The organism is Flavobacterium hydrophilum, from assembly GCF_003202405.1.
Classification (GTDB): domain Bacteria; phylum Bacteroidota; class Bacteroidia; order Flavobacteriales; family Flavobacteriaceae; genus Flavobacterium; species Flavobacterium hydrophilum.
This window is the reverse complement of the sequence record NZ_QJHL01000001.1, coordinates 957,956-981,785: the sequence shown is the minus strand read 5'-3', so window position 1 is coordinate 981,785 and position 23,830 is coordinate 957,956. Positions and strand designations below refer to the sequence as shown.

General features: G+C 33.5%; 22 protein-coding genes and 1 other RNA gene. 11 read left to right on the top strand and 12 right to left on the bottom strand.

Annotated elements, in window-relative coordinates:
* Positions 1 to 145: 145 nt before the first annotated feature.
* Together DMB68_RS03945 and DMB68_RS03940 are read left to right on the top strand one after the other, a co-directional pair.
* On the top strand, positions 146 to 2,896 hold the full coding sequence (locus DMB68_RS03945; protein WP_110346337.1) for a gluzincin family metallopeptidase: 2,751 nt from the start codon (positions 146 to 148) through the stop codon (positions 2,894 to 2,896).
* A gap of 188 nt (positions 2,897 to 3,084) precedes the next feature.
* On the top strand, positions 3,085 to 5,496 hold the full coding sequence (locus DMB68_RS03940) for an alpha-ketoacid dehydrogenase subunit alpha/beta (protein WP_110345352.1): 2,412 nt from the start codon (positions 3,085 to 3,087) through the stop codon (positions 5,494 to 5,496).
* Positions 5,497 to 5,562: 66 nt separating this feature from the next.
* Here DMB68_RS03940 and kdsB read toward each other — a convergent pair whose 3' ends face one another.
* The 3 genes from kdsB to DMB68_RS03925 form a co-directional block, all read right to left on the bottom strand.
* On the bottom strand, positions 5,563 to 6,297 hold the full coding sequence (kdsB, locus tag DMB68_RS03935) for a 3-deoxy-manno-octulosonate cytidylyltransferase (protein WP_110345351.1): 735 nt from the start codon (positions 6,295 to 6,297) through the stop codon (positions 5,563 to 5,565).
* A gap of 177 nt (positions 6,298 to 6,474) precedes the next feature.
* Positions 6,475 to 7,305 (bottom strand): 4,5-DOPA-extradiol-dioxygenase, encoded by an 831-nt coding sequence (ygiD, locus tag DMB68_RS03930; RefSeq protein WP_110345350.1) that lies wholly within the window; start codon positions 7,303 to 7,305, stop codon positions 6,475 to 6,477.
* Positions 7,306 to 7,370: 65 nt separating this feature from the next.
* Positions 7,371 to 8,780 carry an ATP-dependent DNA helicase gene (locus DMB68_RS03925; protein WP_110345349.1) on the bottom strand — a complete coding sequence of 470 codons (1,410 nt, stop codon included), beginning with the start codon at positions 8,778 to 8,780 and terminating at the stop codon, positions 7,371 to 7,373.
* A gap of 332 nt (positions 8,781 to 9,112) precedes the next feature.
* Between DMB68_RS03925 and DMB68_RS03920 the strand changes: the two genes are divergently transcribed.
* The gene (locus DMB68_RS03920; RefSeq protein ID WP_110345348.1) at positions 9,113 to 9,934 is read left to right on the top strand and encodes a DUF3822 family protein; all 822 of its coding nucleotides are present in this window, start codon (positions 9,113 to 9,115) and stop codon (positions 9,932 to 9,934) included.
* A complete protein-coding gene (locus DMB68_RS03915; protein ID WP_110345347.1) occupies positions 9,931 to 10,536 on the top strand; it encodes an RsmD family RNA methyltransferase in 606 nt (201 codons plus the stop codon). Before DMB68_RS03920 ends, DMB68_RS03915 begins: the two co-directional genes overlap by 4 nt.
* Positions 10,537 to 10,588: 52 nt before the next feature.
* Here the strand turns inward: DMB68_RS03915 and DMB68_RS03910 are convergent, their stop codons facing one another.
* Positions 10,589 to 12,700, bottom strand: a complete 2,112-nt coding sequence (locus DMB68_RS03910) for an outer membrane beta-barrel family protein (RefSeq protein WP_110345346.1) — start codon at positions 12,698 to 12,700, stop codon at positions 10,589 to 10,591.
* A gap of 135 nt (positions 12,701 to 12,835) precedes the next feature.
* Here DMB68_RS03910 and DMB68_RS03905 point away from each other — a divergent pair, with 135 nt between their 5' ends.
* Entirely contained in the window at positions 12,836 to 14,194 is a 1,359-nt protein-coding gene (locus DMB68_RS03905; RefSeq protein WP_110345345.1) for a sensor histidine kinase, read from the top strand.
* 10 nt (positions 14,195 to 14,204) lie between these two features.
* Positions 14,205 to 14,894, top strand: a complete 690-nt coding sequence (locus DMB68_RS03900) for a response regulator transcription factor (RefSeq protein WP_110345344.1) — start codon at positions 14,205 to 14,207, stop codon at positions 14,892 to 14,894.
* 115 nt (positions 14,895 to 15,009) lie between these two features.
* Here the strand turns inward: DMB68_RS03900 and DMB68_RS03895 are convergent, their stop codons facing one another.
* Positions 15,010 to 15,669 (bottom strand): hypothetical protein, encoded by a 660-nt coding sequence (locus tag DMB68_RS03895; protein ID WP_110345343.1) that lies wholly within the window; start codon positions 15,667 to 15,669, stop codon positions 15,010 to 15,012.
* Positions 15,670 to 15,857: 188 nt separating this feature from the next.
* On the opposite strand from DMB68_RS03895, the gene DMB68_RS03890 reads away from it, so the two are divergent.
* Positions 15,858 to 16,052 carry a hypothetical protein gene (locus DMB68_RS03890; protein WP_008467912.1) on the top strand — a complete coding sequence of 65 codons (195 nt, stop codon included), beginning with the start codon at positions 15,858 to 15,860 and terminating at the stop codon, positions 16,050 to 16,052.
* Between the two features lie 93 nt (positions 16,053 to 16,145).
* Here DMB68_RS03890 and DMB68_RS03885 read toward each other — a convergent pair whose 3' ends face one another.
* Together DMB68_RS03885 and rnpB are read right to left on the bottom strand one after the other, a co-directional pair.
* The gene (locus DMB68_RS03885) at positions 16,146 to 17,396 is read right to left on the bottom strand and encodes a cation:dicarboxylate symporter family transporter (protein WP_110345342.1); all 1,251 of its coding nucleotides are present in this window, start codon (positions 17,394 to 17,396) and stop codon (positions 16,146 to 16,148) included.
* A 30-nt stretch (positions 17,397 to 17,426) separates the two neighbouring features.
* An RNA gene (rnpB, locus tag DMB68_RS03880) (RNase P RNA component class A) lies at positions 17,427 to 17,753 on the bottom strand.
* Positions 17,754 to 17,877: 124 nt separating this feature from the next.
* On the opposite strand from rnpB, the gene DMB68_RS03875 reads away from it, so the two are divergent.
* Positions 17,878 to 18,171 carry an SH3 domain-containing protein gene (locus DMB68_RS03875; protein ID WP_110345341.1) on the top strand — a complete coding sequence of 98 codons (294 nt, stop codon included), beginning with the start codon at positions 17,878 to 17,880 and terminating at the stop codon, positions 18,169 to 18,171.
* Positions 18,172 to 18,450: 279 nt separating this feature from the next.
* Here DMB68_RS03875 and DMB68_RS03870 read toward each other — a convergent pair whose 3' ends face one another.
* Entirely contained in the window at positions 18,451 to 18,822 is a 372-nt protein-coding gene (locus tag DMB68_RS03870) for a LysM peptidoglycan-binding domain-containing protein (protein ID WP_110345340.1), read from the bottom strand.
* 7 nt (positions 18,823 to 18,829) lie between these two features.
* On the bottom strand, positions 18,830 to 19,309 hold the full coding sequence (locus tag DMB68_RS03865; protein ID WP_110345339.1) for a BON domain-containing protein: 480 nt from the start codon (positions 19,307 to 19,309) through the stop codon (positions 18,830 to 18,832).
* A gap of 216 nt (positions 19,310 to 19,525) precedes the next feature.
* On the opposite strand from DMB68_RS03865, the gene DMB68_RS03860 reads away from it, so the two are divergent.
* Positions 19,526 to 19,756, top strand: a complete 231-nt coding sequence (locus DMB68_RS03860; protein ID WP_165830090.1) for a hypothetical protein — start codon at positions 19,526 to 19,528, stop codon at positions 19,754 to 19,756.
* Between the two features lie 48 nt (positions 19,757 to 19,804).
* Here the strand turns inward: DMB68_RS03860 and DMB68_RS03855 are convergent, their stop codons facing one another.
* Positions 19,805 to 20,380, bottom strand: a complete 576-nt coding sequence (locus DMB68_RS03855) for a hypothetical protein (protein ID WP_110345337.1) — start codon at positions 20,378 to 20,380, stop codon at positions 19,805 to 19,807.
* A 206-nt stretch (positions 20,381 to 20,586) separates the two neighbouring features.
* On the opposite strand from DMB68_RS03855, the gene dnaX reads away from it, so the two are divergent.
* Together dnaX and DMB68_RS03845 are read left to right on the top strand one after the other, a co-directional pair.
* Positions 20,587 to 21,672, top strand: a complete 1,086-nt coding sequence (gene dnaX / locus DMB68_RS03850; protein WP_110345336.1) for a DNA polymerase III subunit gamma/tau — start codon at positions 20,587 to 20,589, stop codon at positions 21,670 to 21,672.
* Positions 21,673 to 21,908: 236 nt separating this feature from the next.
* Positions 21,909 to 22,352: a DNA polymerase III subunit gamma/tau gene (locus DMB68_RS03845; RefSeq protein ID WP_231131576.1), complete on the top strand. Its 444-nt coding sequence runs from the start codon at positions 21,909 to 21,911 to the stop codon at positions 22,350 to 22,352.
* Positions 22,353 to 22,413: 61 nt separating this feature from the next.
* Here DMB68_RS03845 and DMB68_RS03840 read toward each other — a convergent pair whose 3' ends face one another.
* Positions 22,414 to 22,992, bottom strand: coding sequence for an NAD(P)H-dependent oxidoreductase (locus DMB68_RS03840; RefSeq protein WP_110345335.1), 579 nt, complete (start codon positions 22,990 to 22,992; stop codon positions 22,414 to 22,416).
* Positions 22,993 to 23,265: 273 nt separating this feature from the next.
* Positions 23,266 to 23,826 carry a Crp/Fnr family transcriptional regulator gene (locus tag DMB68_RS03835; protein ID WP_110345334.1) on the bottom strand — a complete coding sequence of 187 codons (561 nt, stop codon included), beginning with the start codon at positions 23,824 to 23,826 and terminating at the stop codon, positions 23,266 to 23,268.
* Positions 23,827 to 23,830 lie beyond the last annotated feature (4 nt).

The window sequence follows — 23,830 nt, the reverse complement described above, 5'->3', positions numbered from 1 at the left end:
ACAATAAAACCAAAAGAGTCATAAGCCCGTAACTAAAGTTATACACCTAAATTTTAAGCCAGCATTGAAATCATTTTTTAAAATCATTCTTTTCGTTTTTGTTTTGATGTTCCCATTAAAACAATTCGCGCAGCATCAATCTAAGATGGAGGTGGCGGTGAATCCTGAGCTTAAAACACTAAATATAAAACAGGATATTACATATTTCAACACTTCTGAAGATTCTTTGACTTCTATTGTTCTAAATGACTGGAATAATGCCTTCTCTGATAAAAATACTCCATTGGCATTGCGCTTTTCTGATGAGTTTTATAAAGGCTTCCATCTGGCAAAACAAGAAGAACGCGGAAACACAACTATATTAGAACTGACTGACGATCAATTTATGACTTTAGAATGGCAAAGAACTAATGAAGATCCTGATTTTATCATAATCAAGCTAAAAAACAAATTGCCTCCCAACAGTAAAATTGATTTACATCTTACTTATAGCTCTAAGATTCCAAGTGATAAATTTACCCGTTATGGTTATACTCAAAACGGAGGCATGAATCTTAGAAATTGGTTTTTAAGTCCTGCACGTTTCGAAAATCATGATTTTATAAAATATCACAATTACAATCTTGATGATATTGCAAATGCAGTGACTGATTATGAATTAGAAATTAAAATTCCAAATCAATATACTATTAACAGTGATCTGAATTCAATTTCAAAGGATTCCTCCTCTCCTGCATTCAGTACCTATCTTTTTTCCGGAAATAACAGAACCGATTTTAATTTATTTATTGAAAAACAAAATACCTTTAACAGCTATAATAATGGTGAACTGGAGGTTCTTACCAATTTAAAAAACAAAAAACTGGACGAGATACAAAAAGCGATTATTATCAATCGAGTAATCAGTTTTGCTAATGATTTTATTGGAAAATATCCGCATAAAAAAATTACGGTTTCCCAGGCAGATTATGACCGGAACCCTTTTTACGGGCTGAATCAACTGCCATCTTTTATAAGTCCTTTTTCGGATGAATTCATGTTTGAAATTACCTTTTTAAAAACGTATTTAAACAATTATCTTCAATACAGCCTTCGCCTGGATCCCCGAAAAGACAATTGGGTATATGACGGAATCCAGATTTACACGATGATGAAATATATGGAAGAACATCACATGGATCAAAAGATGCTGGGCAGACTTTCAAAAATGAAACTTTTTAAAAGTTATAACATTACCAATCTGACATTTAACGAGCAATACAGTTATTACTATATGCTTATGGCCCGAAAGAATCTGGATCAGCCTTTGGGAGACCCGAAAAATACACTCATAAAATTCAATGAACAGATTGCAAGTAAATATCGGGCGGGTTTAAGCTTAAGTTATTTAGATGACTATTTAAATGATAATATTGTACCTCAAAGTGTTCAGGAATTTTATAACCTAAACAAAACACAACAGGCAAACCGATATGATTTTGAAAAAATACTAACGAAAAAAAGTTCAAAAAAAATCGATTGGTTTTTTGAAACCATTATTGATTCCCGTGAAATTATTGATTATAAGTTTTCAAATGTTTCCAGAACTAAAGACAGTATTCGCTTTTCGATAAAAAACAAAACAGAAAATTACGTTCCGGTTCCGGTTTACGGCCTTAAAAAGAACAACATCGTTTTCAAAGAATGGATTGAGCCTAAAGACAATGATTCTGTTTATATTTTCGAAAGAAAAAATGCAGATAAAATTGTTTTGAATTATGACAATGAAGTTCCCGAATACAATCAGCGTGACAACTGGAAATCATTAAAAAGTCTGGTCATTACAAATCGTCCCATCAAATTTAATTTTGCAAAAGATTTAGAAGATCCTTACTACAATCAAATATTATACGTACCAACGCTTGCTTATAATTATTATGATGGGTTTGCTCCCGGAATTCGTTTTCATAACAAAACGATACTGGACAAGCCGTTTACCTTCGATATCAATCCGGCTTATTCACTTAAAGCAGGAACTCTATCGGGATCATCTGCTTTTTCACTGAATCATTATTATCGTGACAGCAAACTTTACAACATACGCTATTCTATTAGTCAAAATTATTTTCATTATGCACCGGATGCCACCTATTTCAGATTAAATCCGATGGTACAATTTAGAATTCGGGAAGAAGATTTCAGGGACAACCGAAAACAATTTATTATCGCCAGACAGGTAATAGTAAATCGTGAAGCAACGGAATATATAACAGATAACTCCACTCCCAACTATTCTGTATTCAATCTTCGTTATATGAATACAAAAACTGAACTGATTAATCATTTTAATTTCATGACAGATGTACAGTTTTCGGGAGATTTTGGAAAGTTATCCGGAGAAATTGAATACAGAAGGCTTTTTGAAAATAATCGCAAATTAAATTTGAGATTGTATGCCGGAAGTTTTCTATACAATACAACTAATTCAGACTATTTCAGCTTTGGTTTAGACCGTCCAACTGACTATTTATTTGACTACAATTTTTACGGAAGATCTGAGAGCAAAGGTTTTTTTAGCCAGCAGTATATGATCGCCGAAGGTGGATTTAAATCGATGATCGAACCCAGATATGCTAACCAGTGGATGACTACTTTGAACGCAAGTTATTCTATCTGGAACTGGATTGAAGCTTATGGTGATTTAGGTTTTACGAAAAGTAAGCAACAAAATGAACACTTTGTTTATGATAGTGGTATTCGCTTAAATCTGCTTCCTGACTATTTTGAGATTTATTTCCCTGTTTACTCTAATAATGGCTGGGAAATTTCTCAAACAAAATATAATGAAAAAATCAGGTTTGTTATCACCTTGTCTCCCAAAACATTAGTCAGTCTTTTTACCCGAAAATGGTTTTAATTATTTAGTTTTTAGACAAAAACGTAAATTATTATTAGATTAATATTGTTTTTAATAAAAATTACTCAAAAAAAATACGTAGTTTTTTGATTTTAACTACAAATAATTAAATTATATTTATTTTAATGAATTATGATTATTGGTAGATTTTGAGTAATTTCGCAACCTAAACATGACCATTCCAGATTATGATTACAGAAAAAAGCAATACTACATTAACCTTCGAGGATTTTAAAACTGAAGTATTAAATGACTATAAAATTGCAGTTACCAGTCGGGAATGCAGTCTTTTAGGGAGAAAAGAAGTATTGACAGGAAAAGCCAAATTTGGAATTTTTGGTGACGGGAAAGAAGTGCCGCAGCTCGCTATGGCAAAAGCATTTAAAAACGGGGATTTTCGTTCAGGATACTACCGTGACCAGACTTTTATGATGGCTATTGGCGAATTTACTCCTAAACAATTTTTCGCAGGTTTATATGGCCATACCGATCTGGATTTTGATCCAATGTCTGCCGGAAGACAAATGGGCGGACACTTTGTAACGCACAGTTTAAACGAAGACGGTTCCTGGAAAGACTTGACAAAACAAAAAAATTCAAGCGCAGATATATCTCCTACAGCCGCACAAATGCCAAGATTATTAGGATTAGCACAGGCTTCAAAAATTTACAGACATGTTGACGGAATCGATATCAAAGACAAATTCTCTGTAAACGGAAATGAAGTTGCCTGGGGAACTATCGGTAACGCAAGTACTTCTGAAGGTTTGTTTTTTGAAACCATAAATGCTGCCGGAGTTCTGCAAGTTCCAATGGTAATGAGCGTTTGGGATGACGAGTACGGAATTTCTGTACACGCAAAACATCAGACAACAAAAGAAAACATCTCTGAAATCTTAAAAGGATACCAACGTGATGAAGATTCTGAAGGATATGAAATTTTCAGGGTAAAAGGATGGGATTATGCCGAGCTGGTTTCTACTTATGAAAGAGCCGGTGCCATTGCACGCGAACAGCATATTCCGGTTTTAATTCATGTGAATGAACTGACACAACCGCAAGGCCACTCCACATCAGGATCTCATGAGCGCTATAAAAACGGAGAAAGACTGGGTTGGGAGAAAAATTACGACTGTATCCGTCAGATGCGCCTATGGATGATTGCCATCAATATTGCATCTCCTGAAGAACTGGACGAAATGGAATCCCTGATAAAAAATGAAGTTCTTGAAGCTAAAAAAGAAGCCTGGAACCTTTTCATTAATCCAATTATTGAAGACCAAAAAAATCTTTTGGTTTTATTAGAGCAAATTTCTACTGCCAGTATTAATCATAAGGATAAAATTCAAAAGTATATCTCTGAATTAAAAGCAATAAAAGCTCCTTTGAAAAAAGAAATGCTCGTTATAGCCCGTAAAATATTGCGTTTTATCGAAATTCCGAATAGTAAAGCTTTACTATCAGAGTGGATTACCAATTATATTGCAATAACACAACCCAAATTTAGCAGTAATTTATATTCTGAATCAGACAAAAATGTCTTTTCGGTTGAAAAAGTTCTTCCTGAGTACGCTGAAAATGCTAAACCGGATTTAGACGGAAGAATGATTCTGCGTGATAACTTCGACGCTTTATTTACTAAGTATCCTGAGGTCTTAATTTTTGGTGAAGACGTTGGAAACATTGGTGATGTAAACCAGGGGCTTGAAGGCATGCAGGAAAAATACGGTGAACTTCGCGTTGCCGATGTCGGGATTCGTGAAGCGACTATTATTGGCCAGGGAATCGGAATGGCATTGAGGGGATTACGTCCAATTGCTGAGATTCAGTATCTGGATTATTTATTGTACGCTATCCAGATTATGAGTGATGATTTGGCAACGCTGCAATACAGAACAGTAGGAAAACAAAAAGCGCCTTTAATTATCAGAACCCGTGGACACCGTTTAGAAGGTATCTGGCATTCCGGTTCTCCAATGGGAATGATCATTAATGCTATTCGTGGTATTCACGTTTTGGTTCCGAGAAATATGACTCAGGCTGCAGGTTTCTACAATGCACTTTTAGAAACTGATGAACCGGCTTTAGTAATTGAATGTCTGAATGGCTACCGTTTAAAAGAAAAAACACCTTTGAATTTTGGTGAATTCAAAACGCCAATTGGTGTAGTTGAAACCCTAAAAGAAGGTTCAGACATTACACTTGTTTCATACGGATCAACTTTAAGATTAGTTGAACAAGCCGCTAAAGAATTATTAGAATTAGGAATTGATTGCGAAGTTATTGATATTCAATCATTGCTTCCGTTTGACATCAATAAGGATATTGTAAAAAGTATCGCCAAAACAAATCGCCTTTTAGTAATTGACGAAGATGTTCCAGGTGGAGCTTCAGCGTTCATATTACAGCAAATTATTGATGAGCAGGACGCATATAAATATCTGGACAGCAAACCACAAACATTGGCTGCAAAAGCACATAGACCTGCGTACGGAACTGATGGCGACTATTTTTCAAAACCTTCTGCCGAAGATATTTTTGAAAAGGTTTATGAAATGATGAATGAAGTTAATCCTGATAAATTTCCAAGTTTATACTAAAGATTTAAGAAATATTTCAGATATTAAAAACGCTCCAATTGGAGCGTTTTTAATATCTGAAATCAATTAAATATCCTTAAGTATAGCCCTCGCCTTTTCCAAATCCTCAGCCGTATCAATCCCGATTCCAACATGGGTTGTTTCGACCATTTTAATTTTTTTACCGAATTCTAAATAACGTAGCTGTTCCAGTTTTTCAGAAGCTTCCAATGACTTCATCGGTAAATTGTAAAAATCTAACAAAGCTTGTTTTCTAAAAGCATAAATTCCGATATGCTGAAAATAACGAACTCCCACATCCTTATCTCTCGGATACGGAATTACAGAACGTGAAAAATACAACGCAAACTGCGACTGATCAACAACCACTTTCACGTGATTCGGATTATTGATTTCTTCTTCATCTGTGATTTCACGCATTAGCGAAGCCAGATCAATCTTTTTATCTTCATCATTTTTGAAGACAGACAAAACCTGCTCTAAAGGTCCGGCTTCTGTAAAAGGTTCGTCTCCCTGAACATTTACCACGATATCTACATCCAGATTTGCTACTGCTTCTGCAATCCTGTCACTTCCTGATTCATGCTCTTTGATACTCATAATGGCTTTACCTCCATTCGAAACAATTTCATCAAATATCAAATCAGAATCGGTTACGACAAATACATCGTCGAATAATTTTGTAGCAACAGAAGCTTCGTACGTTCTTAAAATTACCGTTTTACCACCAAGGTCCTGCATTAGTTTTGCAGGGAAACGTGTTGATGCATATCGCGCCGGAATTACAGCTATTATTTTCATTTTTTATGTCATTGCGAGGAACATGTACTCAAGCGCAGCGAACTGAGCGCAATTTAATCATCCTCATTATTAATTTATTTTTTCTTTTGCGAATCTTTGTGAAATCTTTGTGCGACTTTGTGCAATAACTATTTCACAGAGATTCACCAAATTTCACAGAGATTCACAAAGTTTTTTTTACATGATTTTTACGGAAGTCATACTCAACGAACCGGCTAATAACTTATCATTAAACAAATCCAATTCATCAGTTTTGTCTTTTAATCCTAAAGTATAGAGCAAAGGTAAATAATGATCCGGAGTCGGAATTGCCAATTGCACGGCTTTACTCATTTTTTCGAAATCAATCAAGGGTTGAAAATTTCCGTCTAACAGATAATTATTCACCGTTTCCCTAGCTTCAACTGCCCAGTCGAAACCGTAATTATCTTTATCGAAATTCCTGAAATCAACCAATCTTAAATTGTGAACGATATTTCCGCTTCCGATAATTAAAACACCTTTGTAACGAAGCGACTGCAGTTTCTTTGCCAGTTCAAAATGATATTGTCCAGACTTAGTGTAATCAATACTCAACTGAATTACCGGAACATCAGCATTTGGATACAAATGTTTAATTACGCTCCAAGCTCCATGATCTAAACCCCAGTGTTCGTCTAAATCCACCTGAACCGGATCTAATATTTTTTGGGTTTCCAAAGCAAGTTCCGGGCTTCCTTTTGCAGGGTACTGCACATCAAAAAGCGCCTGTGGAAAACCTCCAAAGTCATGAATTGTTCTTGGCATCTGCATTGAAGTCACTTTTGTACCTTTTGTAAACCAATGCGCCGAAATACATAAGATAGCATTGGGCTGCGGCAATGTTTTGGCCAGATTGCGAAAACCGGTCACAAACTGATTTTCTTCAATTGCATTCATCGGACTGCCATGCCCCAAAAACAGAACCGGCATTTTATCTGTATTCGAAAACGTTGATGAAATCGAATGTAAATCGTTTAGTGTTGTCATTGTAAATAAATTTAAACACAAATTGCACAAATTTTCACTAATCCTAATCTAAAATCAATCGTCTTTTATTCCTCAAAACTTTCATCTTTAAAACCTATCAAATATAGCTTATTTTTAGCACGTGTCATTGCCGTATAAAGCCATCTGATATAATCGCGGTCAATTCCGTTTGGTAAATACGGCTGCTCTATAAAAACGGTATTCCATTGTCCTCCCTGTGATTTGTGGCAAGTTATGGCGTAAGAGAATTTTACCTGAAGACCATTGAAATATTCGTTTTCTTTTACTTTTTGGAATCTTTTGTATTTGGTGGTTTCATCTTCATAATCTTTCATCACTTCTTCATACAAACGATTTGACTCTTCATACGTTAAAGACGGTGATTCACTTTTTATGGTATCCAAAATTAATACTGTCTCAAATGGCTTCTGATTCTGATAATCGACCATTCTGATTTTAACTTTTGCAAAAGTAAATCCGTATAACTCTTTGATTCCGAAAAGTTCCAGAACCTCAATAATATCTCCATTTGCGATAAATCCGGCTTCATCAGTTTCCTTTAGCCAGAAATAATTATTTTTTACCACCATCAGAAAATCTCCAACTGAAAGCTCACTTTCTTTAAACAATATTCGGGTTCGGATCTGTTCATTGTACTGATTTGCCCTTTTATTAGAACGTACAATAAAAGCAGTGTCTTCAATACTATAATTACTGTAAGCGGTATTTATAGCATCCTGAATATCATAACCATCGGTTAAACGAACGATATCTTTGAACTTTTTTACATTAAACCTGAATTCGGTTATAAAAGATTCTTTCAATAGTTCACGCAATTCGGTAGCATTAAATAAAATGCCTGAACTTTCTTCCTGACGCATTACCTCGTCGAGTTCAATATGTTCGATTTCTTTATCATAGTGAACTCCCAAAGTCTGAATATCCAAAGCGGGGCTAATATCCAGATTTACCGGAGGCAGCTGGGCTGTATCACCCAAAAGAATCATTTTGCAATTCGTACCTGAATACACATAATTAATCAGGTCATCCAAAAGAGAACCGCTATCCAAAGTACTGTCTGAAATCATCGAAGCCTCATCGACTATAAAAATGGTGTTTTTATGCTTATTGACCTGTTTGGTAAAGGCCACTCCCCCGCCTGATGATTTTTTAGGAAAATATATTTTTTTATGAATGGTAAATGCAGCTGTATTTGAATAATTGGAAATTACTTTGGCTGCACGTCCTGTTGGTGCCAGCAAAACAAACTTTTTATTAATATCTCCAAGATTATTAACTATGGTCGAAATCACGGTTGTTTTACCCGTTCCAGCGTATCCTTTCAGCACAAAAATGGTATCGTTATCAGGCTCGGTCAAAAAAATCGCGATTTTCTGAAAAAAAACATCCTGTTTGTAAGTGGGTGCAAAAGGAAATCTTTTTTGCAGAATGCCATAAAATAATGCTGAATTCATAAGGTGAAATTGAGGAACAAAGTTCGTTTATTTAAATGGCAATATCAATGGCAATATCAAAAATCAATTTCAAAAATCAATTTTAATGTGTTTGTGTTGAAATTAAAAATACACAATGACTAAATTTAATTTTAAGCCTCATATGGTAATAAATTTAAATTATCATTGCCTTTGAAATTGATTTTTATAAACTCTTATTGCCTTTTGCCATTGAAATTGATTTTTGAAATTGTCATTGATTTTTGAAATTGATATTGAAATTATTATTTGTAAGTTTGTGTTCGAATAAAATTCTTTCCAAAATACTACGGTAAGGAATTGTAAATCACATTATGGCATTGCACAATACTAATATTACATCAAAACTTTATAAAAAACTTTCTATTCAGGTTTCCCTGACCGGGTTTTCTTTTTGTTGTTTTGATACTTTGAATAACATTATAACTACTTTTAATGAAGTTCAATTTGACACTTCAAAAAAAACGACTAAAATAGAAGAATCCTACGCAGAAGCCTTCAAAAAATATCCGGAACTGAAAGATACTTATGATGAAATTATGGTTATCCATAATAACAATCTTTCGACTTTTGTTCCTGAAGCCCTTTTTGACGAAGATTACCTTGGGAGCTATTTACAATACACAACAAAAGTTTTTGAAACTGATTTTTTTACCTACGATAAAATTTCAAATTACGAAATGAATGCTGTTTACATTCCGTATGTAAACATCAATAATTTCCTGATAGACAATGTTGGTTCTTTTGATTACAAACATGTTAACAGCATTTTAGTCGAAAAAATCCTTGAGGCTTCAAAAAACAATGACGATAAAAAAATGATCGTCAATTTTAATCCGGTTCATTTTGAGCTTATTGTTGTTCAGAATCAAAAATTATTGTTTTTTAATTCTTTTGAATATCAGACTCCTGAGGATTTTATTTATTATCTGCTTTTTACAGCCGAACAATTAAGCTTAAATCCGGAAGTTTTTCCTCTTGAACTATTAGGTACAATCAGCAAAAAAGATCCTTTTTATGCGATTGCTTATAAATACATACGTAATATATCCTTTTTGGATGTAAGCGCCTTACAGCAAAAAAACAGCTTCTCAACTGCCGAAAATCAAAAACATTATATCTTATTTCAATCATGAGAATCATTTCTGGAAAATACAAAGGACGCCGCATTTTTCCGCCAAAAAACCTTCCTGTAAGACCAACGACTGACATGAGTAAAGAAGCATTATTTAATGTTTTGAACAATCATTTTAGTTTTGAGGGCTTAAAAGTTTTAGACTTATTTGCAGGAACGGGCAATATCAGTTATGAATTTGCTTCACGCGGAAGCGCTCCAATAACCTCTGTTGACGGTGATTTTGGATGCGTAAAATTCATAAAACAAATTTCTTCAGAATATGATTTTGATATTGCTGCCACAAAAAGTGATGTTTATAAATTTCTGGACAACTGCAAAACTTCTTATGACATCATTTTTGCTGATCCTCCCTATGGTTTGGATCAGACTGCTTTTGAAAAAATAGTATTAACGGTTTTCGAAAAGGATTTACTGGAAGATGATGGCATGATGATTATCGAACATTCAAAATATACCAAAATGGATCATTTAAGTAATTTTTCATTCCAGAAAAGCTACGGAGGTTCATTTTTTAGTTTTTTTGAATTGAACTCCACGGATGATGACGAAGAACTTCCGGGCGATTCATCCTTAAAAGCAACAGAAGAAGACGAAGGATAATTTTCTTTTTCAATTATAAAATTCCCCTTAAGATTCAAGGGGAATTTGTTTTTTATCTAATCCTGTTTTCATTCTCATCAATACTTTTCTCTTTAAATTCCGTTTCTTTTATTTTCCCAAAGGAATATTTTATTGAAATTGAAATCTCACGGGCATCAACCAAATATTTTGCTTTTGAGTTAACTTCATTAATTGTGAAGTGTTCTTTATAAATTGAATTTTTAAAAATATCATTGCAATTCACAGTAAAATTCCAATTTCTGATTTTTTTAGAAACAGACATATTCATTACAAAATTGGCACCTCGTTCAAAAATGCCTTTGCTTTGCTTTGTTGCTCCCCACCAGTTCAAAACAAAAGTATATTCTTTGGGAAATTTAAATTCGTTATTCGAATAATAATAAATATAGGGCTTAGAAGCTAAAAATACTGCCGAAGTATCTTCAATTTTTTCCAGAACAAAAACTATTGAATTGTTTGTAGACCAGAATTTATAACTGAATGGAAGTTCAAAATCCAGATTCAAACCCGATTCCTTATCTAAATTTACTTCCTGAAAAGTCATGATATAGTTATCTTCATCATAACTAAAACTATTATAAACAGGATTTTTATTTTGATAATAACTCAGCCTGACCGACTTATCATGATATTGAAAAGTGGACGAAATCTCATCAGTAAAAGTTGGATCCAAATTAATATTTCTTCCGTATAAAAAATAGGGATTTATATAGGTTGTTCCCTGACTTAAAGACGAATAATTGGGTCTCAAAATACTTTTCGCATAATTAAAACTAATATTTTTTACACTGTCAATTGCAAATGCTAACTGTGCTTTCGGAAAAAAACTGGTATAATTTTTATCAATCAATGGCAAAAGATCTGACTGGAATTTGCCTTTTACATTTGTATTTTCAACACGAAAACCAACCGAAAAATCTATCTTTTTAACTTTTCCTGAAAATTGCGAATATAACGCCGTATTTTGTTCTTTAAAATCATAATGACTTATTTCTGTTTCATCATTTCGATAATCCAAAACAGCAAAATCTGATTTTGAATCTGCATTCAGATATAATCCTCCTACTTCTAATTTTGCATCATTTTTAAATTTCTTATCCATATCAATTCTTCCGGAAAAAACATTTACCTTAAATTTCTGATCACGATCCTGAGCTAATTCAAACTGAGTTTCATTGTAATTATTCTCTACAAGGCTCCATAAACCCTGATCAAAATTAGAATATTGCATTCCGGTAAAAACCTGTGTATTTATGGATTTTATCTTTTTGGAATAATTCAGAAATGAATTTACAAAATTCTTTTTGCTGTCATTATCACTTAATGTTAAAACATTATTTTCGACATCCTGTTTTTTGTTGAAGGTTTCTGTATGGATAGGAAAAGTATCTTTTTGCAATTTGCTGCTAAAGTTTACCGAAAAATAATCGTCTTCATTTATTTTATAAAACATAGCTCCTCCAAAAATAAACTGCTTACGCCTGGTATGCGCTTCCACATCATAATTTGAAACTATGTCAGCATTTTGAATCTGATAATCAATACTATGACTTTCCCAGGACTGTAGTTGGTTGTAATTAAAATTGGCTTTCCATTCGAGTTTGTTCTTTTTTAAACTGGAATTAAATCCGAGATAATTGTTGTAATTTTTCTTAAATGAAGCTACTTCAGAAATTTCGGTTTGAAAGCTGTCTTTTTTACTGAATTTCCTTGTAATCAAAATCACTGAGCGCCCTTCGGCTTCGTATTTTGCAGACGGGTTCTGGATAATTTCAATCGTTTTGATATCGGCTACAGCCAAAACATTCAAATCATTCATGCCTACTTTTTGATTATCAATATAAATCAGCGGATTGCCTTTACCTATAACCGAAATGTTTTCGCGGTCAGAACTAATTTGAACTGTTGGCAATTTGGCTAATAAATCGACTGTATTTGGAATTGAATTGTAAACTGAATTAGCCACATCAACCTTAATATTTCCATTTGTATTTGTAAAAGTCTTTTTGTTTTGAGTGACTACAACTTCGTTTAATTTATTTGAAATACTGTCTTTCGGTGTTTCATTTTGGGCTTTGGCTGCAAAAGAAAGAAAAAAGAGCAACAATAATATGAGCAGTTTTAAGGGCAGATAAACATTCATTCTATAAAGATTTTTAGATTGAGATGCAAAAATGCTTCTAAAAAACTATTCGGAAAGTTAATTGGAGGTTAATGCAGGGTTAAAGGGCAAAATGTAGCACAAAAGCGCTATTTTTGCGAATGTATTTCGAATGGTATGAAACAAAGAATCAATTTATTAATAGCATTTTCTGTTGTGGCCCTTGTTGTTTTATCAGCAGTGCAATGTTATTTGGTAAAAACCACTTACGACTATAAAGTGGCACAGTTCCATACACAGATCAAAAATGAAATTGCGCAGATTACGAATAATTACAGTGATATTGATTCTGTTTTAGTTTCTAAAAAAGAGGCACTTTATAAAAATTTATCAGAGACTTATTTTCTGGGCAGGAAAAACAGATTAGAGATTAAAAATGAAGTTTTACGAAATGAATATCAAAGTGCTTTAACGCAGGAAATTCAGCGAAAATTCGAAAGGGATCTTCCTAATTTCAAAATTGATTTCGCCATAATTCTCAATAAATTCATTTTATACCAAAACACAAAAAAGGCAGATACAATTTTCTCTGAAAAGCCTTTTATCCAAAATAAATTGTACGGCAATTTAGCGTCTTTAAATCATGCTTTTCTGGTTCGCAGTTACGTAGGGACAACAAATGGAAATTTTAAAAATCAGGAGTATAAGCTTTTGACAGAAGATTCAATGTACGTTTCTGTCATCGATTGGGAAATGATTATTTTAAGACGAATGACCTTTATTCTGGTTTTATCTTTATTATCAATTCTTACCTTGATAACGTTGTTTATAATTGCACTTAAAGCTTTAATCAAACAAAAAAAGGTCAGCGATGTCAAAACGGATTTTATCAACAATATTACCCACGAACTCAAAACACCTTTGGCTACTTTGGGTATTTCTACAAAAATTTTAGAACAGAAAAACATTCGTGAAAACGATGAAAATTTCAATTCAATTGTCAGTACAATTTCACGTCAGAACAATCGTCTTCAAAATTTAATCGATCAGGTTATGGCTAATTCTCTTGCTGAGAATGAAATAGAACTACAAAAAGAAAAAATTGAAACCGAAGATTTCCTGCAAACGATTGTAAACGATTTTAAAATCACTTATCCTGAAATAAAGATTATAACTCATTTTGAAACTCAAAAAACAAATCTGATTTTAGACAAATTTCATTTGACAACGGCGATTTTAAATGTTTTGGAAAATGCTGTAAAATATGGTTCGAATACGATTGTTATAAGAACAAAACAATTTGAAGAGCAGTTTTCTATCAGTATTGAAGATAACGGAATTGGCATTGCAAAAAACAAACAGCCGCTTCTTTTTGAGAAATTTTATCGTGTTGAACAAGGCAATCTACATAATACGAAAGGCCTTGGCCTAGGTTTGTATTATGTAGATCAAATCATAAAAGCGCATCAGGGTTCTGTTAACGTTATTAGTGATTTAGGGAAAGGAACACTGTTTACTATTTTATTAAAAGCTTAATCACCTTATTTTGAAAAAATTACTTTTAGCCGAAGACGATTTTGATTTTGCTGCGATTCTAAAACAATATTTAGAACTGCATCAATTCGAAGTGATTTGGGCAGAAAATGGCGAAATAGCTTTAGACTATTTTAAAAACCAAACTTTTGATATTTGTGTTTTTGATGTAATGATGCCCAAACTGGACGGATTTTCATTAGCCGAAAAAATAATTACAATCAATCCGGACATTCCATTTATTTTTCTAACTGCAAGAAAATTAAAAGAAGACAAAATCATTGGATTGAAACTGGGTGCAGACGACTACATCGCGAAACCTTTTGAAGTCGACGAACTGGTTCTCCGCTTACAGAATATACTAAAGAGAATAGAGCAAAAAAGAACTTTAAACGAAAATAATACTATTGAAATTGGTTCCTATATTTTTGACAACGAACGTTTAACCCTCAATAATAAAAATCACGTTCAGCAGCTTACCGAGAAAGAAGCATCCCTTATTGAATATTTATATTTAAACCATAACCAGTTATTAAAGAGAGAACAAATTTTAATGTCTGTCTGGAAAAAAGACGATTATTTCTCTGGTCGAAGCATGGACGTTTTCATCAGCAGGCTCAGAAAATATTTTAATTCAGATCCAAAAATCAGTATTGAAAGTGTTCGAAATATTGGATTGGAATTTAAAATAGAAAAACCTTGATTCGTCAAGGTTTTATGATATTACTAAATTATTTTCCGATTACCCAACCCAAAGTAAAATTCTCTAAGAGAACAAATTCTGTTCATATAAACAGCATATTAAATGTAAAACCATATTATTTAAGTCTTTTGACTCCAAAATAGTATTTAAATTCTATTCCATAAACCCCCATATTATCTGTTGGTTCTTTACCTGGATTCAATTCATCAAAAGAATTCGAAACACGAATAGTATTATAACAAAGGTTAATTGCCAAAGAATTTGAATACCAAGTATCGAAATTAATAACAACTCCTACCCCCAGTCCAAAATTATGGGTTGAAACTGCTAAATTTCTTTCGGTAAGAGGAGAGCCTATTGTGTTATTACCATTAGTTTCTGTAACATTAATTAATGAATACATATATTTTGGAAGGATTTGTATATAACTACTGGAAGGATCATCATAATCTCCCAAAAGTATTTTAGGGGAGAAACTAAAATTCACAGCAGAAAATGATCTGTCTGAAGCATTTAAAATATTATCCAAATCACTTGAATCTACCTTATTCTTATACCTGCCATACATATAATTTATTTCTATTTCCGGTAATAAAAAACCTGTCGCTTTGTATTCTACTCCTGCAGAAAGGCTAATAGCAGGTGATGATTGTAAATCTTTTTCAAATGAATACAAATGAACAAAACCTCCTATACCGGCAAAAGGTCGCACTTGCTGCGCATTACTATTTAAGACTTTAAATAAGATAAAAAATATAAAAATGCTTTTTTTCATTCTGACTCTAAAATTAATAGCAGGCAAAAATAGTATTTAAACAACGTGAGTCTATAAAATCTTACAATATTATCTGATACAAATGCAAATAAAATTCCTTTAAATCATATAAATTTCATAAACAATTGTATAACAACAATTAACAATTCTAAAGATAAATTTGTGATGAACCAATAAACATTACAATTATGAACCTTAAACGATTTTTCGGAGGATTACTTACCATTCTTGGTATTGTAGGCTTAATCTATACAGCAGTTATATTTGCCGGCACATCAGGCGAAACAAGAGATATTAAATCACTGATTATTTACGGAATACTCGGTATTGTGTTTTTCATGTCGGGAATTAGTTTAGTACGTACAACCAAAGACGAATCCTAGATTTTAAATACCACACTTTTAAATCACGAAGCGCTTAAGCAGATACAAACGTATTAAAGCATGGCGCTTTGTGTATTTATAAAAACAAAATCTTTATTCCTCGCTAACAGGATTGAGATTCAGCTCTGTAAAATCCCTTTCGGTTTTTGAAATTATTATCGTTGCGACTGTATTTCCAATCAGATTGGTTATTGCTCTGGCTTCGCTCATAAATTTATCAACGCCTAATAAGAAAGCCAGTCCTTCAACCGGAATTTTATGCAATGCCGTTAAAGTCGAAGCCAAAACAATAAATCCGCTTCCCGTTACTCCCGCAGCACCTTTTGAAGTAATCATCAGAATTCCGATTACGGTCAGGATTTCAAAAAAACTCAAATGCACATCATATAACTGAGCGAGAAAAATAACTGACATCGAAAGATAAATTGATGTTCCGTCGAGATTAAATGAATAGCCCGTAGGAATTACCAATCCTACAACCGATTTACTACAGCCCATTTGTTCCAGTTTTACCATAATACTTGGTAAAGCAGCCTCAGAAGATGAAGTTCCGAGAACCAGTAAAAGTTCTTCTTTAATGTATTTTAAAATCGACAGGATATTGATTTTGTAATATTTCAAAAGACTCCCCAGAATCAAAAATACAAATAAAGCCATAGTCAGATAAACACATAACATCAATTTCCCAAGGGGAATTAAAGTCTCCAAACCAAATTTTCCAATCGTATACGCCATACCGCCAAAAGCCCCAAACGGAGCCAGATACATCACATATTTTAATCCGGTAAAAACAACTTTTGAAAAACGTTCCAAAACCAAAATCGTCTGCTCTCTCTTTTTATAAAAATTCAAAAGGATACCACAAACAATAGCAGCCAAAAGAACCTGAAGCGTGAAATTAGAAAAGAAAAACTGCAGCCACGAGAAGTTTTCTGCCGCATGATTCGTGTACTTGCTCGCATCCTGCAAAGTCAATCCCGATTTATCAATTTTGCCTGGCTGAAAAAAATACGCAACTCCTACGCCAATTGCCAACGCTATGGTCGAAATAACCTCAAAATAAGCCAAAGCTTTTACACCAATTCGTCCCACTTTCTTAAGATTCCCCATACCGGAAATTCCCAAAACAATCGTTAAAAATATAATTGGGCCAATAAAAAGTTTGATAATATCGACAAAAGTTTTACCAACAACTTCCATTTTTACACCATTTTCAGGCGAAAAATGTCCGAGCAAAATCCCTGCAATAATGGCAATTAAAACCCAAAAGGTAAGATTAGTAATTACAGAACAAAAAAGTGTTTTCTTAGTTTTTGAAGAAGAATTGTGAGTACTTATATTCATGAAAATGAGTTAGAGCTTTCACAAATATATAAAAAATGCAGACCTGTAAGCCGGATTCTGTTCTTGTCCCGCCGAAACGAAACAATACCTTATCATTTATCTAGATTCCGAATTACTTCGGAACTCAAGCTACCTACCCTTCAGCAACGAACGAGAAGCTCTTAAATGCTGATATACTTGGTATTTCACCGCATAGAGTTTACCTGGTTTCACTACAGCATTACCTGTACATACTTTCTGTTGCACTTGTCCTTGCCTTATTGCTAAGACCGACGGGTGTTACCCGCTATGCTTCTCTGTGGTGTCCGGACTTTCCTCCCTCCCGATAAACGGAACGACGATAAGGCGGTCTGCGCGGCAAAAGTAACACTTTATCACCGAAGAAGCTAAAATATAAATTTCAGATTTCCTTACAATTTCTTAATCCATTAATTTCAAATTGGTTATCTTTAAGATTCTATAATTTTAAATTCAGTTTATTATGAAAAGAATGTATCATTACGCAACTGTTTCAAAGGCTTTAGATCAATTAAATGAAAAAGGATTTACATGCGATTTTAATCGGAATGCAGACGCGATTAAAAAAAATCCTGAGAAATTTGAAATTGTTCATGTGTATCGATACGAAGGGGAATCAGACCCGGGCGATGAGGCAGTTGTATACGGAATTAAATCAACCACGGGTAAAAAAGGGGTGTATGTAGCTGGTTTTTCTGCAGATTCAGATCAGGAAACCGCTAAATTTTTATTTGATCTAAGCATTAGGGGAAGGTAATCTTCAGGAGCTGTTTCCTGCTGTTCACTGTATCTTTTTTGCCTCCCGATAGCTATCGGGACGGGCACAAAAGGATGCCGTTCCCATCAGCGCTAGGGCTTTAGGTTTCAAAAGAAAATTTGTTCTTCACTATTTAGCAATCTAAGTCATTGCGAGAAACAAAGCAAAAAACAGGATCAAAAGTAAATTGATTCAGCAATGTGATTACTTCGTTCCTCGCAATGGCATAAAAAAGTCCATCATAAATGACAGACTTTTTTAAACAGACCATAGAATGAATCACAGGGTTGGTATTTTCAATTTCCATCCCGGTTGTATCAAATCCGGATTTGAAATAATATCTTTATTGGCTTCAAAAATATCCTGCCATGAAATTCCGTATGCTTTTGCTATTTTTGAAAGCGAATCGCCATTTTCTACTGTATATTCTCTTGAAACTCCCTCAGTAACTGCAATATTTACAACCGCATCCGCTGCTCTGAAATCAGGATCAATTCTTCCATACACTTCCCAAAGCTTATTTTTGTCTGCTGCTGATTTTGCTGTTCCGTCAATATACAATACACTATTCTGCTCTCTTACCTGTAAATCGGTTATTCCTAAATCAGTAGCCAAACTGGTTAGGTCTCTGTATTTTTCTTCTAAACCCATAACTGTTTTATTTTATAATTAATTTATTATCGACTTTTTGAGGTTTCAATTCCTGAACACTCTGAATCAAAGACTGTAATTGGCTTCTTTTAATTTCTCCTGAAAGAGTAACCACGCCACCCACAACCGTAGCGCTCACACCATCATAGGATTTTACCACTTTGCCAACCGATTTATCTAATTCTGCATCCGAATTAATTATAACAGCCGCGGCAGCAGGTTCTACATTAGGCTGAGGAATCTGGCAATTATTCACCACCGATTTTACTCCTTTAACCGCTTTCACAGAACGTTCAATATTTTTTTTGAAAGCTTCGTCATCGCAAGTACCTACTATGGTAGCAACACCTTCATGAACCCTAGCCTGCACTTCCGGTGTATCTGCTAATTTTTCATTAATTTCTTTTTGGATATCTGCATCTTTAGGCGTGCAAGCCAGTAACGAAAGAGTAAGACTCATTCCTAATACAATTGATTTGAATTTCATAACACTATTTTTTAATAATTAACTGTTTTAAAATTAAACAGGCTAATGATCAAAATTTTATATTATTCTCGTTAAGGATTTATATGGTTTCCAGTAGTTTAATTCTAAAAATCAAAAATTACTAAAGCATACTCTATTAATTCTGTAAAGCATTTCTATAATAATATAACTTGTTTATTTCTAATCAATTATATTTTTATATAAAAAAATTATATTATGATACATCAATTAAAACCTTCAATATTAGTAGAAACACCGCTTGGAACTGGTCAGGCCATTTTTCTTATCGATTACGGAATGCATCAGAATACATGTTGGGTTGTAGCTTTGCAAGAAAATGGAGTTATCAAGCATTTTGACTGTAATGATGTCATTCTTTCTACAAATTACACTTATGGAATGAATCTTAGAAAAAATAATTTTCAAGATGAAAAAGAAGCTACCTAACAACATGTTTTACAATCAATTAACACGTTTTTAATTTCTTTCCTTTTTTTACTTAGAAATGATATCAAAAATTGTTTTCTGCTTTAATAATCTGGCCTGTAAAAGAGAAATTCCAATAGGAAAACACCATGCTGCAGCGAAATAAAGCAGTTCATGTGTACGGCTGTTCTCTTGCAATGAGTGGATTTTTTTACCCACAAAATAACTTATATAAATGTAACTCGCAAACACAAACATCATGTAAAAACTTCCTGCTGTTTCAAGAATTGTCCAGGTTGTGTTTTCTAATAAAATTGGATTCTTTGTAATGTCCATTTCCAGACTTAATATAAATCTAATTAAAGCGTGAGAGAAGAATATCCAATAGGCAATTTTAAAATACTTTTTATCTAATGCTACTTTTTCTTCAATATGATACATGACTCCCCAAACCCAGACAAAATAAATTATTCCGGCTATAGTTAGTGTAATTAAAATTAGCGGAAAGATAAATTCAAAATTGGCAAAAATACCAATAAACTGTATAATTCCGGTTACGATACATGAAATAAAAGGGATTATGATGAATAGAAATATTAAGGTTATTGGTTTTAGATTAAGAACTTTAGAAGTTATTTTTTCCATTACAAAGTTGGTTAGTTTATTTAAAAATGATTTTTGGTTATGGCTAAAATAATGCTTTTTTGTTTTGTACAATTCCTATAATCGTATTAATTGATTTTAAATAAATCTCTCAAATTAGTCCTATTCAGTAACTTAAAAATCTTTCAATTTTTAAATTTTTAATTCATTTAATTATACGCTATATTTGCTATCGAATAAAACAGAATATGGAACAATTTGTAGTATCGGCTCGTAAATACCGCCCTCAGACATTTAAAGATGTTGTGGGACAGAAAGCCATTACAAACACTTTGCTAAATGCCATAGAAAGCAATCACCTTGCTTCTGCACTTTTGTTCACAGGACCGCGTGGTGTTGGAAAAACTACGTGCGCACGTATTCTGGCACGTAAAATAAATCAGCCGGGATATGATGATCCAAATGAAGATTTTGCTTTCAACGTTTTTGAGTTGGATGCCGCTTCAAACAACTCGGTTGATGACATTCGTAACCTGATTGATCAGGTTCGAATTCCACCACAAACCGGACAATATAAAGTTTATATTATTGACGAGGTTCATATGTTGTCTTCGGCTGCTTTTAATGCTTTTTTGAAAACATTGGAAGAACCGCCAAAACATGCTATATTCATTTTAGCGACAACAGAAAAACATAAAATCATCCCAACGATTTTATCACGCTGTCAGATTTTTGATTTCAAAAGAATAACGGTAAAAGATGCCAAAGAACATTTGGCTGACGTTGCTGCAAGTCAGGGAATCAATTTTGAAGACGATGCTTTGCACATTATTGCTCAAAAAGCTGATGGTGCCATGCGTGATGCCTTGTCAATTTTTGACCGTGTGGTTTCCTATTGCGGAACTAATTTAACGCGCCAGGCTGTAACTGAAAACCTAAACGTTTTAGATTACGAAACCTATATCTCCATTACCGATTTACTTTTAGAAAATGAAATCCCAAAGCTTTTACTGGCTTACAACGATATTCTTTCAAAAGGTTTTGACGGACATCATTTTATTGCCGGATTGGCTTCTCACTTTAGAGATTTATTGGTAAGTAAAACGCCTTCGACAATTTCTTTATTGGAAGTTGGGGAACAAGCACAGCAAATGTACGGAGTTCAGTCCCAGAAATGTTCTCAGGAATTTTTACTAAAAGGAATTGATATTGCCAACGACTGCGATTTAAAATACAAATTGAGTCAGAATCAGCGTCTTCTGGTTGAATTATGCCTGATGCAATTGGCCTCTATCAATTTTGATGGAGAAAAAAAAAAGTTGAGCAATTCATAATTCCGCCTGTTTATTTTAAAAACGGAGGGTATTCTATTGTTGAAGTCCAAAGTCCAAAGTCCAAAATTGAAAGCCAAAGTCTAAATACTGAGAAAAATGACAATGACAAATCCAATGTCAATGCTAATGTAGCCTCTCAAATTTCGCATACTATTCCACAGGCTGAAACACAAAACGAAAAACTGTTAAATAATAACATTCCTTCCAGCGATGAACCTAAAGTTTCTGCTTTTTCTTTGGCAAGCATACGCAAGAAAAAAGAACTGGAAGCAAACAGCAAATTGTATGTAAAACCTACTTCGGCGTTGCTTACAGAAGAATTTAACGAAACGGATATGCTGCTGCAATGGAACAAATATGCACAGCGCCTTGGTGAAAAAGGTTCTAAAATTATGGAATCGTTATTATTGATTAATGATCCAACTTTAAACGGTACAGTAATTACCTTAGAATTACCTAATGAAGGGTCCAAATTAGATTTTGAAAGCCAGCTCCCTGGTCTTTTGGGACATCTGAAAGGCCATTTGCACAATCACGATATTACAATTGAGATTATTGTAAACGAAGCTGTTGAAAGCAAACGAAATCTTAACGATCAGGATCGCTACAATCGTTTATTAGAAATCAACCCAAATATTGAACTGTTGCGTTCAACATTTGGATTGGACTTACCAAGCTAATACTATTTATTTCCTATTTCTATTTTTATTGCTTATTATTGTTACAATTCCAGCAATACAACTATTTATTTTTTAATCCGAAATCGTAAATTTTCTTTAACCACTTTTCTCTTTGCACTTCATTAGCCGTTTTTACGATTCCAATATAACTTACTTTTACAGGTTTTATTCCACAGAATTCTAAAGTACATTTCTTTAACTGATTCACACTTGGTCTTCCATAAATCAATCGGTAATACCATCCGGGCTGATCTAAAGTCATTATGATATGCGCTGTTTTCCCCTTTAAGAGTTTATCCCACCAAACCGAATTTTCGCGATATTGAAATGCCTTTCCGGGTAAAAACAAACGATCTATAAAACCTTTCGTGATTGCAGGCAAACCTCCCCACCAGACCGGATGAACCCAAACCAAATGATCAGCTCTTTGGATTTTTTCCCAGGAGTCTAACAAATCCGGTTCTAATTCAATTCTTTTTTGGTAACCAAACTGCAGGTTCGGATTAAAATCTAAAGATGCAATTGTAATGCTTTCTACATTTGCACCGGAAGCAAGTGCTCCTTTTTGATATTGCTCTGTTATCGCAAAATTAAAGCTTTCGGAATTTGGATGTCCGTTTATAATCAGTATTTTTTTCATTGGAATCTTTTTTCCAAAAATACTATCAGACGTTTTTTTTCTACTGGACAAATGTCCTGAAAAAATATTGATACTATCTTATCACAAGTTTTTTCTGGGGACTTAATTTTTCACCCAGATTGGATTAGATTCACCTTGCTTTTTGATCTAAAAAAAGATTTACGCAGATTTTTTAAAAAATAATTAAAACTTTCAGTAAAATTAATTCAAACAAATCATCTGCTTAAATCTTTTTAAATCTGCGTGAAACAGAAAAATTGAATAAATTAAAGTCTATAAAATCGCTTTTCTAATTCGGCTTAAATGTCTGGGTGTGATTCCTAAATAAGAGGCTAAATATTGCAGTGGAATTAACTGCAGGTATTTTTGGTGATGCTGAAAAAGTTCTTCGTAACGTTGTGCGCCTGATAATTTCTGAAACGAAATCATTCTTTTGTTCAGGTTTACGAATTCTATTTCGGTTAATTTTCTTCCTGTTTCCTGCCAGTTGTAACCTGACTCGTACAGCTTTTTCAAACTTTTCCTACTTAGAACCTGCACCTCTGTATCGGTCAAAGCCTGAATATTTTCTTCTGCTTTTTCTTCGGTTATAAAACTCGAAAATGATGCCATAAATTCATTTTCAAAAGCAAAACAATTCGTAATTTCATCTCCTTTATGATTAACGAAAAAGGAACGCAGAATTCCTTTTTTGATAAAAACGATTTCGTTGCAAACCTCATTTTCCTTCAGTAAAAAACCACCTTTTTTGAGTGTTCTAAACGTAATTAAATCATCTAAAAGATTTAATTCGTCTGCAGAGAAATTCTGAATGGACTGAAAAACAGCTTTCATCAGC